Source organism: Streptomyces asiaticus, from assembly GCF_018138715.1.
Taxonomy (GTDB): Bacteria; Actinomycetota; Actinomycetes; order Streptomycetales; family Streptomycetaceae; genus Streptomyces; species Streptomyces asiaticus.
Window position 1 is genome coordinate 1,232,869 of record NZ_JAGSHX010000001.1, and the last position, 15,197, is coordinate 1,248,065.

Below are 15,197 nucleotides of genomic sequence, written 5' to 3' on the forward strand. Positions count from 1 at the left end.
TCCCATGCCTGTTGAGCACCAGTCGCGCGTGGCCGTCGTCGGAGCCGGAGTGGCCGGCCTCTCCGCCGCGTACCACCTGCGCGAGCACGCGCACATCACCCTGTACGAGTGCGAGGACCACCTCGGCGGCCACGCCCACACCGTGGAGGTCGAGGAGAACGGCCGCAAGTTCGGCATCGACACGGCGTTTGTCGTCTTCAACGAGCCAGCGTATCCCAACTTGACCGCATTCTTCCGGGAGCTGGACGTCGAGGCGGTCGAACACCCGGGGGGCTTCAACTTCTTCGACCTTGACTCCGGCATCGAGTACGGCACCCGGGAGCTGGTCCTGGAGGAGGACGAGGTCGTCGGCTGCTACCCGGAGGAGTTCGTCGGCATCTGGCGCGAGGCCCGCCGCTTCCACACCGAGAGCCGCAAGGACTTCCTGCACAAGAAGACCGACATGCCGCTCGGCGAGTACCTCGACCGGCGCGGCTACAGCCGGGAGTTCCGCAACTCATACGTGATTCTGCTCTGCTCGGCCGTATGGTCGGTGCCCGCCGAGCGGATCTGGGAGATGCCGGCCTCCACCGTGATCGCCTTCTACATGGGACACGACGAGGGCGGGCTCGGCGGCCGCAGCGTCGACTGGCGTACCGTCGGTGGCGGCTCCATCTCCTACGTCCGCAAGGCGGTCGCCGCTATCGGGGCCGAGGTGCGCACGTCCGAGCCGGTCACTGGCGTTCACCAGGATTCCGAAGGGGTCACGGTGCGCACCGCATCGGCCAGTGAGCGGTTCGACTTCGTGGTCGTGGCCACCCACGCGGACCAGGCGCTGGCCCTGCTGGAGAACCCCACGGAGCGGCAGCGGACCGTCCTGGCCCCGGTCCGGTACAACGGTTCACGCGTCATCCTGCACACCGACGCCTCGGTGATGCCAGCAGACCGCTCGCGCTGGGAGGTGTGGAACTACGGCAAGGTCGCCGTCGGCGGCGAGCAACGCGCCTATGTCGCGTACTACATGAACAAGCTGCACGGCTTCACCGCCGAGAAGGACTACTTCGTCACCCTCGACTACCCCGGCGATGTGGACCCGGCGAAGGTGATCGCCGAGTTCTCCTACAGTCACCCGGTCATCGACGTCCCCGTGCGCGAGCTGCAAAAAGACATCTACGACGTCAATGAGGGCCCGCGGGTGAAGCTGTGCGGCTCGTACTTCCACTCCAAGCGGCTGGGCTGGGACCAGATCGGTTCCCATGAGGCAGCCTTCTCCTCCGGCGCCGAGGCGGCGGCGCAGCTGCTGCGCGACATGGGCGGGGAGAGGCCGGGTGAACCCTCGCTGGCCGGTTGGGACATCGCGGCGGCGGACCACGGCGAGTGGATTCCGTGGGGCTCCTGCGGCAAGGCACGTGCCCGGCTCGTGGCCCAGGCCGACGGCTACCACGTCGCACTGGTCGAGGCCGAGGCAGGCTACCGGACCGACCCGCACGTACACCAGCATGCGGAGTTCTTCTATCTCATCGAGGGACGGGTGAGCAACCAGGGCCGGATCATCACCGCGGGCGGCGCGTTCGCGGCGGCCGCGGGCTCCGTGCATGATGCCTTCGTCTCCGAGACACCGGTGCGCTACGTGTCGATCTTCAAACTGTGACGAGGCGGCGGGGTGGGGCACTCGGTGATCCGGTGCCCCGCCCCGTCTCTTGGGGCAGCGGTCAGGCCCTGTGGCGCCTGGCCGACTCGTCCTCCTGCGCGAGCCGTCGCAGGGCCAGGAGCACGGGTTCGAGGAGCACGGTGAGGACCACCGCGCGTTCGGCTCGCTCCAGCGGGTCGTCCGTGTCCCGCAGCTGGTCGAGATCGAGCGCGGCGCAGCGCCCGGCCAGCTCCGCATAGGGCAGCAGGGTCCGCCAGCCGACGTCCATTCCCAGGGAGCGCAGGGTCGTCAGGCCCTCGGCGATGACCTGCTTGGCGGGAGCGTGGTCGGAGATCTGCCATCCGACCTCCTTCAGCAGCTCGTCCACTTCATCGAACGCCTCCTTGGCCGGCGGCGGGGCCTCTTTGTCGACTGGCCGTGCGCCCAGGACCAGTCCGAGCACCTCATGCATGTCGGAGGCGTGCTCGGAGACACCGGCGAGGATCTCCTTGGTCTCGCTCACCGAGAGCCCGCGCACGCCGATCAGGGCGCGGACGAGACGGAGGCGGCGCAGGTGGAGCTCGCCGTAGTCGGCTTGGTTGACGGCGGTGGCTTGCCCCTGGGGCAGCAGACCTTCCCGCAGGTAGTACTTGATCGTCGCAACCGGTACCCCGCTCATCCGGCTGAGCTCGGACATTCGCATGCTTGTTCCGCTCCCTGATGGATAGTGGATAGCTCTATAGTCTACTATGAAGAGCAGCACTCTCCATTATCCATGCAAGGGGGCGGCACGGTGCCGACACTTCCCTGGACTACTCCGAATCCGCCCACTCCCGGGACGCGGGCGTTGGTCATGGCATCCCGTTTCGAGGTGCGCTCGATGCGTGACGTGCCGCGCTTCTTCCTGAAGTCCCTGAGCGCCTGGGGACAGGTGAAGAAGGCACCCGGCGCGTTCGGCGCCTCGCTCATCGCGCAGCCGCTGAAGCGCACCTTCTACACACTCTCCGCCTGGGAGAGCCGTGAGGCGCTCTCCACCTACGCCGGCGCCGAACCGCACCGCAGCATCATGACCGGCCTGCGCTCCACCATGCGGACGGCAACCTTCGACTTCTGGGACGTGCCCGCCGAGGACCTCCCCATCACCTGGAGCGACGCCAGGCGCCGGCTGCGCGCCAAGCTCGCCGCGGACGAGGCCGCGGCGGGCTCCCCGGGCTGACCACCCGAGCTCCCGGTCCGGGAGACCCCGCTCCCGGGCCGGGAACCCTGCCTGCCTTTCCCCTATCTCGCCCGAACGAGACCTAGCTGAGGATCGATTGCGCATGATCACGCTGAAATCCGCAGGTGAGGTACCTGCGCAGGCTCCCGGGGGGCGCACCGTGCCCCCGTGGCTGACCATCGTTGCATGCAGCGTCCCGATGTTCATGGTGGCGCTCGACAACCTGGTCGTCTCCACGGCGCTGCGGACTCTGGCCGTCGAGTTGAAGGCGTCCACGTCCGATCTCCAGTGGTTCGTCAACGCCTACGTCCTGACCTTCGCCTGCCTCCTGCTCACCGCCGCCGGGCTTGGTGACCGCTTCGGACGGCGCAAGGTCTTCGTCTTCGGCATCATCGTCTTCACTGCCTCGTCCATCGCCTGCGGCCTCGCCGATACCACCGGGCAGCTCATCGCCGGGCGCACCCTCCAGGGCTTCGGGGCCGCAGCCGTGATGCCGTTGTCTCTGACGCTGCTCGCGGCGGCCGTCCCCGAGCGCAAGCGCGGCCTGGCGCTCGGCCTCTGGTCCGGCATCAGCGGTCTGGCCGTGGCGGGTGGGCCGGTGGTGGGCGGTGCCGTGGTCGACGGCCTGGACTGGCAATGGATCTTCTGGGTCAACGTGCCCGTCGGCGTGGTGGCCGTACCGCTGGTCATGTGGGCACTCAAAGAGAGCTCGGTGCCGGACACCCGGGTCGACCTGCCGGGCATGGCGCTCGCCACCGGCGCACTCTTCGGGATCGTCTGGGCGATCGTCAACGGCGAGCAGGACGGCTGGACTTCGGGCCGCATCCTGGGCATGTTCGCCGCGGGCGCGATACTGCTCGTGCTGTTCATCCTGTGGGAGCGCCGAGCCCCCGCCCCCCTCCTGCCACTCGGCTTCTACCGGTCCCGCGCCTTCGTGCTGAGCAACATCGTCTCGGCGACCATGTACTTCGGGGTCTTCGGCTCCATCTTCCTGCTCTCGCAGTACCTCCAGATTGCCCCCGTGCGCACCCCTCTGCACGCCGGCGTGCTGACCTTGGCCTGGACGCTGATGCCCATGGTCATCGCCCCGATCGCCGGCGTATTGACCGACAAGGTCGGCGGTGGACGCCTGATGGCCCTCGGTCTCTTCCTGCAGGCCGCCGGTCTCGCCTGGATCAACCTGGTGGCCACCGACAACACCCCGTACTCCAAGCTCGTCACCGCCATGATTCTCGCCGGTACGGGCATGGGCTTCGCTATCGCGCCCACTGCGGCGGTCGTCCTGGCGTCGGTTCCCGGGGAGCACCAGGGCAAGGTGTCCGGTGCCAACGCCACATTCCGCGAGATCGGCGGCGCCCTCGGCATTGCTGTTCTGAGCACGGTCTTCGCCAACAGCGGCAACGACCGCAGCGCCCGGGCTTTCGTCGACGGACTGCACCCCGCGGTCTGGGTCGGTGGGGGAGTGGTGCTCTTCGGCGCCCTCTGCGGCCTGTTCATTCCCCGCCATCCGCGGTCCGCCCCCGGCACCGGTGGCCACGGCGCCACCGCCGGGGAGCCGCGCACCGAGGAACCGGTCAAGGCCTGACCAGTGCGGGAGTCGCTGTCTGTCCCTACCGTCCCGCGCAGCGTGCCGCCATGCCATCGGCGCGCTGCGCGCTGTTCCGGGGTGTTGTGGTCGGTGACCAGGACACCGCCCTCTCGCGAATCGTGCGGACCCGGGGCGCACACCCGTTGCCCTTCAGCAGACCGGTCAGCTCCGACGACTGGGGCGGGCAACCGCAACGGCCCAGGAAAGGGCCATCTCGGTCGAGGGCGGAGGGTGAATGCTCACCCTCCGCCCTCGCAACCGATCACAGGACACCCCGTCCCGGGTGCCAGGGTGGTCTCACGGCGTGTGACCTGAGCCCGGCTGAGGTGAACCCGCTGCTCGGGCCGCATCGTGTCCGATCAGGCTGTGCGTCGCTGGAACTGCTGGTGGGCACCGCTGGCCGCAGGCTTGCGCCCACCTCCAGCACCGTGACGAAGGAGTACGGTCGGCCGGGAATGAACTGCGAGGCCGCCTTCGTCCGCGCCCGTAGACGTCGCAGAACAATCGGTCTGAGGGGCACCGCGCGTCCGACCGCAGTCACGGCGAGACGTCCACCGCCAGCACCAGCCTCCCGTCCGGGAACCGGGTAGCGGCAGGCCGGCCAGCAGCGAACGCAGTCGGCCGGAGTCGATTCGACCCTGGTTGAGCCGTCGTACATCGCTCCGCGTCCGCCAGCCCGTCTACGGCTACGACGACAACTCCGCTCGTTGGTGAAGTTCCGAAGTTCCCCGAGGAGTACGACGGGAACTTTTTCGCCGGTGAGTTCGGCCACGGCTGGATCACGCGGACCGAGCAGGGCGACGACGGCACCGTTCAGAAGAGCAACCCCTTCCTCTGGACCGGCACCCAGGTCATAGACATGGCCTTCGGTCCCGGCGGCGGCCTCGCGACTCCGATAGGGCAGGGGCGGTCAAGCGCGAAGGAGTCCGCCTGTCAGCGTGTCAATCGTATGTCAGGTATGGGTATTGGCTCTCCTGATGAGCGACCGCGCATCTTAGGATGCGAATACCGATGGGCGGGGGTTCCAGTTTTTCTAAACCTCCCCGATTGGGTCCCCTGAAGTGTCCCGAAGGAGGATTTTCATGGCCGTACTGAATGTGACCTGCAGGGGTGCCGAATCTACCGAGCGGGTGTGGAAGGTGCTTCTGGACTGCGAGGCCTTCCCGACCTTCTTGGACGGCGTCAACGAGGTCACCGTCACCGGTGAGGAGGCTGGCCGTCGCACCAGTAGCTGGGTCGTCGAGCTCAAGGGCTCGGAGATGGAATGGGATCAAGAGGATGTCATCGACGTCGAGCGACTTCGCTGGGAGTTTCGTCAGACCGAAGGGGACCTCGCCCACTATGAGGGATATTGGCAAGTCCTCGAGGATGCCGAGGGCGTGGCGCTCGAACTCAATGTGGAATTCGACATCGGGCTCCCCATGGTGGCTGAAATGATCCACCCTGCAGTGGCAAAGTCGTTGCGGGCCTATCAGCAGGGGATTCTCAGCAGCAGCCTGTAGGGGAATGGCTGACTCCTGAAGGAGGAGACATGGTGAGTGACCCTCGATCGACAGTCGCCAAAGAAACATTCAGGCGTGTCAAGCGCCATTTCTCGCCCGCACTCGCGACGGCAGGGAAATTTATGGGACAGGGAGCCGTCGAGATGTCCGCCGCAGGAAGCCGTGTAACGCTTTCGGACGGCCGGTCCCTACTGGACTTCGGCTCTTACGCCGTCGCGCTGCTCGGCCACCGGAATCCCGCGGTAGCTGAGGCGGTACGTGCCCAGCTGGACGTGATGCCCACGTCGACCAGGTCCATCCAGAGCCCGGTCCCGCCGCTTGCTGCGGAGAGCCTTGCGGAATACCTCGGCGGTTCCTTCCACCGTGTCTATTTTGGGTGCGGCGGGGCCGAGGCCGTCGAGGCATCCGTCAAGCTGGCCCGGATGGCCACCAGCCGCATGACCGTGATCGCGGTCGACGGTGCCTTCCACGGCAAGACCCTCGGGGCACTCGCGCTGACCGACAACCCGCGGTTGAGGAAGGGCCTGGATCCGCTGCTGCAGGGCGTCGTGCATGTCTCGCCGGACGATCCCGAAGCCGTCGCGCGTGTCGTGCGTGACCAGGAGGTCGCCGCTGTCGTCTTCGAGCCGCTCCAGGCCGAGAACGGGGCGTGGCCGCTGGACGAGCAGGTCCTGGCGCAGTGGTGCCGGGATGCTCACGAGCACGGCGCGTTCGTCATCTCCGATGAGATCCAGATTGGGCTGCGGCGGTGTGGTGCCCGTTCGGTGGCGCTGGAAGCGGGGCTGCCGGTGGACTGTGTGCTGCTCGGTAAGGCTCTGGGCGGTGGTGTCGTCCCGGTCTCGGCCGCGGTCGGCACCGATCAGCTCTTCGAGCCCCTGCTTGCCGACCCGATGATGCACTCCGCGACCTTCAGTGGTCACCCGCTGGGCACCGCAGTGATCCCCACGGCGCTGGACACAATCGAGAGGCACGCCGAGGACGGCGTGCGCATCGCCGCTGCGATGGCCACAGGGCTGGCCGAGATCCAGGAGCGGCACGGAGACGTCGTAGCGGAGACGCGCGGTCGCGGACTGCTGTGGGGCATCGACCTCCGCTCGCCCGAGCTGGTCGGCGCCATGCTCACCGGACTCGCCGAACGTGGCCTGGTCGTTTCCCCTTGCATGACGCGGCCAACGACGATCCGGCTGCTGCCTCCCATCGTCGCGAGCGACGAGGACCTCGATGAGGCGCTGGCCTTGCTGACCGAAGCAGCACAGGCCGCTGCCGTCGAGGCATAGCCGGAGCCGTTGCCGGCGGGAAGGAATGTAGACAGCTGATGACTTCGCCCACGCTTTCAGAAGTCACCGAGGAATTCACCGACGATATCAGGCTGCACGAGGACATAACCGGCTTCGCAGCGCCGGATCCCCACACCGTGTCCGAGGTGTTCCTCACCGGCGCGACCGGCTTTCTCGGGGCGTTTCTGCTGCGGCAACTGCTTGCGCATGGCCTGACCGTGCACTGCCTGGTGCGGGCCCCAGACGCCGACGCGGGTCTCAAGCGGCTGGAGGAGAACCTGCGCAGGTACGAACTCCTCGACACCCTTGACCTGGACGCGGTGAGGGTGGTGACCGGGGATGTGACCCGGCCCCGACTCGGCATGCCGGAGGAGACCTACACCGAGCTGGCCGGGCGGATCGGCACCATCTACCATTCCGCGGCCAAGGTCAACTTCCTCACGATCTACAAGTGGCTTCGCAGGGCGACGGTCGACGCGACCCACGAGATACTCCGGCTGGCCTGCGCGGCCGGGGCGATCTTGCATCACACGTCGACTACGGCCGTGTTCGAGCCGACAGCAGACCAGCCGCCGCGGGGGGAGCTCGACCCGACCGGGCCGCCGCAGGCACTGCAATTGGGATACGCCAAGAGCAAGTGGGTCGCCGAGCAACTCGTGCTGAAGGCGGGCCGCCGGGGCGTACCCGTGACGGTCCACCGTCCCGGCCAGATGTGGGGCGACTCGCGGAGTGGAGCCTGCCAGGAGAACGACTTCGTCTGGCGGTTCATCAGGGGTTCTCTCCAGGCCGGTCTGTATCCACGCAGGTTCCGGCTACCTATGAACATTGTTCCGGTCGACTACGTCAGTGCCGCGATCGTCGCCCTCTCACGGAACCCGCGGGCGATCGGCGGGATCTTCCACCAGGTCAGCCCCGATGTGCTCGGCCCTGAGAAGATCCTCGGCCTGTTGCGCAGTGCCGGGTACGAGCTGGCGGAGGTCAGCATCCTGAAGTGGATGAAGGCCATCGCGGCGGACGTCACCAACTCCATGTTTCCGCTGATGCGCGTCGTAGCTGAATGGGAGAAGGTCGACGTGGCGGAGTTCTCGGACGTGGCCACCCGGGAGTTCCTTGTCGATGCCGGGCTTCCCAGGCCGGATATCGACGAGGAGGTGTTCTCGGCGTATGTGGCGTACTTCGTCCGTCATGGCATCCTGCCGGATCCCGCGACGGTCACCGGCCCCTGATACTCCGCCGATATCGCCCCGCGCCAACGGCGGTGAGCGCACCCGCATGCGGCGGCTCAGCGGAGGTGTCGCCGGAAGTCCTCGGTCACAGCCCCGGCGACATCGGCATTCCGCTGCTCGCCGCCCGGCAGAGCTTTCTGGCAGGCCGACTGCTGTGCCGTCGTTGGCGGTGTGGTTCGACCCGCCCGGTCCCCGTACAGAGCACGCCCATCGCCTCGACGGCGGCTGTCCCGGTGCCCCACACCGCACCGACATGATCAACACGTGAATCTCTGTGATCAAGACCATGGTCGTACCGATAGCCCGAGAAGCACATTCCCGCGTCGCCCGCTACGCAGGCCACGGCGCTTGCCGACCGGGTGCGGCAGGTACGGATGCGTCGTGAAAGTATGGAGGGAAACCAGGTATGAAGTTCTTGCACCGTGAGCGCGCCGCGTTGGAGAACACGCTGCCAGGGCTGGACCAGCAGCTGGCCGCGCATTCACTCGCGGGCCTGGAGCGCTCCGATGGTCCGGCACTGGCCGCGTTCATCGAGGCGGGCGGGCCCGCGCTCCTGGTTCCCGCCGAGCATGGCGGACAAGGAGCCGACCTGCTCACCGCAACGCGCGTGCAGCGCGCTCTGGGCGCCCGCTCCCCTTCGCTGGCCGTGGCCACCACCATGCACCACTTCTCCGTCGGCGCCGTGGTCGAGGCAGCAGCGCACAGCGATGGCTTGGAATCGATGCTGCTGGCGGCGATCGCCCAGGACGGGCTGCTGCTTGCCTCCGGATTCGCTGAGGGCCGCACCGGTCAGGGCATCCTTGCTCCGCATCTCACCGTCCGGGTGGAGGGAGAGAGAATGTGGCTGAGCGGGTCGAAGAAGCCGTGCAGCCTGGCCCGGTCGATGAATCTCCTCACCGCCTCGATCGCGCTGCCCGGCCCCGACGGCACGCCGCAGCTGGCCATCGCCCTGATCCCGGCCGACGCGCCCGGGCTGAGCGTCCGTCCGTTCTGGAACAGTCCGATCCTGGCCGGAGCCGAAAGCGACGAGGTGGTCTTGGAGAATGTGGAGGTGGCCGCCGACCTGGTGGTGCGCACCGACGTCACCGACGACGGCCGCCTGGACCACCTGCAGACGGTCGGCTTCGTCTGGTTCGAGTTACTGATGACCGCCAGCTACCTGGGCGTGGCCTCCGCATTGGTGGAACGCACCTTGGCCAACGCCAGGGTGGAAGCGGCGATACGCGCCGAGTCCGCCACCGACGTCGAGGGGGCCTTCCTTGCCGTCGAGGCCCTGGCCGCATCTCCCGAGCCGATCGGGCAGGACACCCTCACCCAGGCGCTGATCTGCCGCTACGCCGCCCAGGACGCGATCAACCGAGTGCTGGCGTCCACGGTGGAGGCCCTGGGCGGAATGGCCTTTGTCTCCTCCGGCGACATCGCCTACCTCAACTCCGCATGCCGCGCACTGGCCTTTCACCCGCCCTCGCGCCACCGCATGGCCGCCCGACTGGTGGACACTCTGGCCGGCGAGCCGCTGCGGCTTTCCTGACTCCGACCGCCGCTTCGGGTGCGGGCGGAGAACGCGTTCGCGCCCGGGCCATCATCCTTCACTGCCGGTTCGCCGACGTCCGCCCGGGAACGAACGGCTGGGTCCCCCTGTCGCACCGTGGCCCGCATCCCCCTGGGCGAACGCCCGCCCGAAGCCCTGGCCATTCGTACGCACAACGCTGCCCACCCATGGAGTGTTCCGACGTGTCTTCTGCTACCGCCTTCCCGCTCACCAGCGCCTCCGGCATCCTCGGCGCGGCGTTGATTCCCCCACTATCGCGCTGCCATCTGATCGCCCTGAGCCGCCACGCCCCGCTCTCCAGTGCCGACGGGCTCCACCCGGGGGACCTGACCGAGCACCGCCCGGGCCTGGCCCCGTTCAGGACCAGGCCGGTGGCAGCCGGGCACGGCCCCTACGGCGACAACGCCCTCGCCCCGGCCGACGGCGGCGGTCAGCCGTGAGCCATCCGAGGGCCCTGCACGCCCCTGTCCAGGCCGTGACGTCAGAGGCGTTCCGGTACGTGTTCGCCCAACTGCCCACCGGTGTCACCATTGTGACGTCCAATTGCCCCGACGGCACCAGCCCCTGTGGGATGACCGCAAGTGCCGTGTGCTCGCTCTCCCTTCACCCGCTGATGGTGTTGGTCTGCCTCAACAACCACAGCCGCACCCTGGCCGGGATCCGGTTCAACGGCGGCTTCGCACTCAACCTTCTGCGCCACGACCAAGCCCCCCTGGCAGAGCAGTTCGCCGACGCCGCGATCAGCCAAAGCGACCGTTTCGCCCGCACCCGCCACCACCAGACCGACGCCCTGCCCGTGCTGAGCGACGCGCTGGCCTGGCTGACCTGCCAGGTCGCCCACATGCATCCGGGCGGTGACCACACCATCGTCACCGCCACGGTGCGCAGCATCGGCAGTGGGGGCAGCCCCGGCGGCAGCCCGCCGCTGGTCTGGCACAACCGTAAGTTCACCACACTCGCCTGAGGTCTTCGCTCACCCAACAACCCATGCAGCAGGAGGACCAGTGCACAGAAACCTCAACAACACGGTCGAGATCTCCGGCAGCCGCGGCAGCGGCCGGACGACCGCCGAGCAGCTCATCGACACTGGCGCGGAGGCCGTCATCGCAGCCCCCGACTACGACGTCGCCCCCATGGCCGGCGCCGTGATCAGCACCCACGCCGATCCCCTCGATGTCACCGACCGGGCCGGCAAGAGCTGTTCCCCCACGACCGACCGGCCGCTGCACACTTCCGGCTTCCAGCCCTGCACGGGCTACGTGGCGCTGGTGAAGGCCCCTGCGACGGTAGGAGCCAGCGCATGACCTCCTCGACACCTGCACGCAAGACCAACAAGGGCGCCATTCACCGCGGTAAAGCACCGGCCGTCGTCGGCTGGTCGTGGCTGGACAGCCTCATCCACGTGCACCCCGTGATCACGGTGGCCATGTACACCCCGGTCATCATCGCCTGTAGCTGGTTCGCGGCCGCAGGAGAACAGGCCGACGGCTGGGCGCTGCTTGGATGGGCGGCGGCCGGATATGTCACCTGGACTCTGTCCGAGTACTGGGGCCACCGCGTCGTGCTGCATTACGAGCCCGAGAAAGGCTTCCGCGCACGGCTCCACTACATCCTCCACGGCATCCACCATGACTACCCGCAAGACGTACGTCGCTCCCTTTTGAGCCCGCTGCTGAGCATCCCGATGGTGTCCGGCACCATCTACATGGCCTCCGGACTGGGCTCGCTGCCCTTGACATTCGGCGCCGGGTACACCTTCGGCTACCTCACCTACGACCTGTTCCACCTCTACCTGCACCATGCCACCCCGAAGAACCAGCTGATGCGCCACCTGCGCTTGCTGCATATGCGCCATCACTTCCGCGACGACACTCGCGGGTTCGGGATCTCCGCGCCCTACTGGGACGAGCTGTTCGGCACCTCCGTCGCCCGCCCATCCCGCGGCACCACGGGGTCAGGACGCCAGACCGCCTGAGCACCAACAGCCCGGGCCCGGAGAGGCCCGGGCCCTCAGGGCGGCGTCGGCTCCCACCCAGCGAGACGTCCAGGGCGGCTGTGTGCCCACTAGTGGGCGGTGCTGCGGTCGAGCCGCGCCGCGCGACCCGCCCATCGGAAACCTCAGTCGCGCTCAAGGCATCTCGACGCCGCGGATCAACTCGCTCCCGGACCGAAGCCGTGGACGTCGGTGGCCTCTCGGCAACCAGGTGCTCGTCCGGGACGCCCAGCGGACCGCGTCAAGTACCCCGGAAAGCGAGCCGGGTCGCCCCGAAGATACAGCGGCCGCTCGCTGGAACGACTGGGCCGGTGACAGCCTCACACCAGGCTGACGATGCGGTGGCGAAACGGGGAACGCTGACCCGGACACACGCGGAAGCGCGCCACCGCCTCCTCAACGCATCGCCAGGTGTGGCAGATCGGTAGGTGCCTGCGCGCACGCCGCCGCGTCCTGCGTCCGCCCGGGGCGGACCAGCCAGGGCCGGCCACTGCCGGCGATCAACCCGGCTCCACTGATGAGCCGGGCGCGACGGCGACATCGCGCCAGCGGCCTTTCTCTCCGCCGTCGTCATGGCCGCGGACAGCACCCATCGGCTACCCGGCTCGCCCGAACCGAGGGGTGGGATCCCCGGCACCACCGGGGGAGGGGTGGGATCCCCGGCACCACCGGGGGAGGGGAGGGATCCCCGGCACCACCGGGGGAGGGGAGGGAGCTCCTGCCCGCCCTCGACGCCGTCACCGCGTTCCGGGACGCCCGCTGGCCGCCCTGCCTGTCCAGTCAGCACCTCTTCCGTAGGAGTTCACCATGTCCAAATCAACCATGACGGCCCTGGCCGTGCAGCTGGAGCAATACCTGGGCGACCCGCACGACCCAGCCAGCCGAATGCCGTTCGCCCAGGTCCTGGACCACGACGAGCGCGGAAGGTACCCGTACCAGTTCCTCAGCCTGCTCCGGCGCTGGGGCGTCCCCGCATACAGCCTGCCCGCCGAGCAGGGCGGCAAGGCGGGCAGCGTGGAGACCTCGGTCTGTCTGATGCGGCTCGTGGCGCGCCGGGACCCCTCGACCGCGCTCGGCCTCTCCCTCACCTGCCTCGGATTCATGCCGACGTGGATCCTCGGCACCGAGCAGCAGAAGTGCTCGCTGATCGCGGACATCACATCCGGTGACGCAGTGTCCTGGGGCCTTTCCGAGCGCACTCACGGCAGCGACGTCGTGGCCAACGAGGTGGTGGCGGAGAAGGTGGAAGGCGGTTACGTGCTCACCGGTGAGAAGTGGCCGATCGGCAATGCGACGGTCGCCGACAAGATCATCATCTTCGCCCGGACCGCAAGGCACGGCGGTCCGGCCGCCTACTCGCTCTTCATCCTGGACAAGTGGCAGAGCAGGGCAGACACCGTCGAGGACATGCCCTGCGAAAACTTGTATGGCGTGCGCGCGGCCAACCTCAGCGGTATCCGGATGAACAAGGCCTTCGTACCGGAGTCTGCGCTGATCGGGCGTGAGGGCCAAGGTCTGGAGATCGCGATCAAGACCAGCCTGACGGCGCGTGTGGTGCTCCTCCATCTGGCTCTGTCAGCGGTCGACACCAGTCTCCGGCTCGCCATGGACTTCGCCGAACGCCGGGTCCTGCTGGGTGACACGATCATCGATGTCCCCTACACCCGCCGCCAGTTGGCGGAGGCGTTCGCCGACCTGATGGTGGCCGACGCGGTGGTCCTCGGGGCCGCACGCAGCCTTCAGGTGGTGCCGGAGCAGGTCAGCGTCTGGTCGTCCGTGGCCAAGTACCTGGTGCCCACGCTGCTGCAGAAGACGATGGCACAACTGACCGTGGTCCTCGGGGCACGCACCTTCGTGAGGGACCACCCGCACTACGGCATGCATCAAAAGATGCTACGCGACATCCTGGTGACCGACGTCACCGACGGGAACACCGTGGTCAACCTGCGCAACCTCGGCCATCAGCTGGGCCGTCTGCTGGACAGGGCCAACGCACCGGAGGCAGCCACATGCGAGGCCGCCGCCGAACGCGCCACCACTCTCTTCGGTATGGACCGCGAGCTCCCGGTGTTCGAGCCGGTGAAGCAGGAACTGTTCAGCCGCGGCTCGGACGACGCTGTGCTGGCCGCACCCGAAGGGCTGCGACGGCTGCGCGCCCTGGCCGAGAAAGTCACGGGCGCTGAGCGCGACCGGCTGCGTTGTGCCGCGGACCTCGCCGAGGAACTGCTCACCAGGGTCAGTCCCATGAACATGAGGGCCACCACCCTCACATCCACGCTCGGCAAGGACTATACGCAGTCGCCCGAGCTCTTCGAACTGACAAAGGAGTACTGCCTGCTGCACGCCGCTGCGGCTTGCGTGCTCACCTTCGTCCACTCCTACGACGTCATGGACCATCCGCTGCCCAGTGGGGCGTTGCTGCTCCTCCAGCTGGAACGGCTGCGCAGGCAGCTATACCCGCACGAACTCATCGCAGATGGGGCGGTGGTCGACGCGGTAATGCAGGTGCTACGCCATCTCCACAGCGACAACCAGTTGTTTTCACACTGGCAGTTCCCGCTCGCCGAACGCGTCCACGACGAATCAGCGGCCCGCTTCTGAACATCGCAATGCAGGCCAGCCGCCATCAAGGCGACAACGTAGGCGCTGACCTGTATGAACACCCTGCGGGCGCCCGCGCCGAATGGGGCGATCGGATCGAGCGCGGCGACGCCCGCGACACTGCTGTCGAGCACCGCTACTGTGAAGCGAGCCATGCTGGTGATGGAAGCCCGGATGCCTGTGCCGCTCGGAAATAAGCTCAGCCTCCTTCGAGGTGTCCCGCTGTAGAAGCATCGCCGGGACGGAGAGAAGACGTCGAGTCACCTGGTACAGAAGCGACACGATCATCCGATCATCATCGCAACTCTCTACGCGCCGGGCGGGGCATTTGACCAGCGGCGATAAATAACCGAGCCCCACAGGATGCGGCGCAGATCCTGGCCGACGGGCCAGACGAGTGGGGTCTGTTCGCTGACGAAGGTGGCCAGTGTCGTGGAGCCGGTGATGGTGTCGAGCAGAGGTTCGATTCCGAAGTCCGGGCCGACTGAGTCGATGCCGCCGCCGAAGGTGGCCGCGAGTTCGTCGTAGTGCGCGGCCCCGTAACCCTTAAGCAATGGGTTCCGCCGGTGCCGACGCCTGCTGTCCCAGGGGGACACCCCTGGGACAGCAGGCGATGACGCCGTCTCAGACTCA

At 67.7% G+C, this 15,197-nt stretch carries 13 protein-coding genes and 2 pseudogenes; 12 read left to right on the forward strand and 3 right to left on the reverse strand.

Annotated elements, in window-relative coordinates:
- Window positions 1-4: 4 nt before the first annotated feature.
- The gene (locus KHP12_RS05225) at window positions 5-1,630 is read left to right on the forward strand and encodes an FAD-dependent oxidoreductase (RefSeq protein WP_086881618.1); all 1,626 of its coding nucleotides are present in this window, start codon (window positions 5-7) and stop codon (window positions 1,628-1,630) included.
- 61 nt (window positions 1,631-1,691) lie between these two features.
- Here the strand turns inward: KHP12_RS05225 and KHP12_RS05235 are convergent, their stop codons facing one another.
- Window positions 1,692-2,312, reverse strand: coding sequence for a MerR family transcriptional regulator (locus KHP12_RS05235; protein ID WP_086881619.1), 621 nt, complete (start codon window positions 2,310-2,312; stop codon window positions 1,692-1,694).
- Window positions 2,313-2,402: 90 nt separating this feature from the next.
- Here KHP12_RS05235 and KHP12_RS05240 point away from each other — a divergent pair, with 90 nt between their 5' ends.
- Entirely contained in the window at window positions 2,403-2,825 is a 423-nt protein-coding gene (locus KHP12_RS05240) for a DUF3291 domain-containing protein (protein ID WP_086881633.1), read from the forward strand.
- A 103-nt stretch (window positions 2,826-2,928) separates the two neighbouring features.
- On the forward strand, window positions 2,929-4,410 hold the full coding sequence (locus KHP12_RS05245; protein ID WP_211831545.1) for an MFS transporter: 1,482 nt from the start codon (window positions 2,929-2,931) through the stop codon (window positions 4,408-4,410).
- A gap of 409 nt (window positions 4,411-4,819) precedes the next feature.
- Here KHP12_RS05245 and KHP12_RS52785 read toward each other — a convergent pair.
- A pseudogene (locus tag KHP12_RS52785) lies at window positions 4,820-5,083 on the reverse strand (transposase); the annotation flags it as partial.
- A 412-nt stretch (window positions 5,084-5,495) separates the two neighbouring features.
- On the opposite strand from KHP12_RS52785, the gene KHP12_RS05250 reads away from it, so the two are divergent.
- From KHP12_RS05250 to KHP12_RS05290, 9 genes are all read left to right on the forward strand, one after another.
- Window positions 5,496-5,915, forward strand: a complete 420-nt coding sequence (locus KHP12_RS05250) for a type II toxin-antitoxin system RatA family toxin (protein ID WP_211831546.1) — start codon at window positions 5,496-5,498, stop codon at window positions 5,913-5,915.
- 29 nt (window positions 5,916-5,944) lie between these two features.
- A complete protein-coding gene (locus KHP12_RS05255; RefSeq protein WP_211831547.1) occupies window positions 5,945-7,192 on the forward strand; it encodes an aspartate aminotransferase family protein in 1,248 nt (415 codons plus the stop codon).
- Between the two features lie 38 nt (window positions 7,193-7,230).
- Entirely contained in the window at window positions 7,231-8,418 is a 1,188-nt protein-coding gene (locus KHP12_RS05260) for an SDR family oxidoreductase (protein ID WP_211831549.1), read from the forward strand.
- A gap of 406 nt (window positions 8,419-8,824) precedes the next feature.
- Window positions 8,825-9,949, forward strand: coding sequence for an acyl-CoA dehydrogenase family protein (locus KHP12_RS05265; RefSeq protein WP_211831553.1), 1,125 nt, complete (start codon window positions 8,825-8,827; stop codon window positions 9,947-9,949).
- 203 nt (window positions 9,950-10,152) lie between these two features.
- Window positions 10,153-10,410 carry a hypothetical protein gene (locus KHP12_RS05270; protein WP_167442476.1) on the forward strand — a complete coding sequence of 86 codons (258 nt, stop codon included), beginning with the start codon at window positions 10,153-10,155 and terminating at the stop codon, window positions 10,408-10,410.
- Window positions 10,411-10,469: 59 nt separating this feature from the next.
- A complete protein-coding gene (locus tag KHP12_RS05275) occupies window positions 10,470-10,934 on the forward strand; it encodes a flavin reductase family protein (RefSeq protein ID WP_276328634.1) in 465 nt (154 codons plus the stop codon).
- Between the two features lie 40 nt (window positions 10,935-10,974).
- The gene (locus KHP12_RS05280; RefSeq protein WP_086881626.1) at window positions 10,975-11,274 is read left to right on the forward strand and encodes a hypothetical protein; all 300 of its coding nucleotides are present in this window, start codon (window positions 10,975-10,977) and stop codon (window positions 11,272-11,274) included.
- A complete protein-coding gene (locus KHP12_RS05285; RefSeq protein ID WP_211831554.1) occupies window positions 11,271-11,945 on the forward strand; it encodes a sterol desaturase family protein in 675 nt (224 codons plus the stop codon). The genes KHP12_RS05280 and KHP12_RS05285 overlap by 4 nt, the downstream gene beginning before the upstream one ends.
- A gap of 825 nt (window positions 11,946-12,770) precedes the next feature.
- Entirely contained in the window at window positions 12,771-14,564 is a 1,794-nt protein-coding gene (locus KHP12_RS05290; RefSeq protein ID WP_086881628.1) for an acyl-CoA dehydrogenase family protein, read from the forward strand.
- Window positions 14,565-14,926: 362 nt separating this feature from the next.
- Here the strand turns inward: KHP12_RS05290 and KHP12_RS05295 are convergent.
- Window positions 14,927-15,097 (reverse strand): annotated as a pseudogene (locus tag KHP12_RS05295) (LysR family transcriptional regulator); the annotation flags it as partial.
- Window positions 15,098-15,197: the final 100 nt, after the last annotated feature.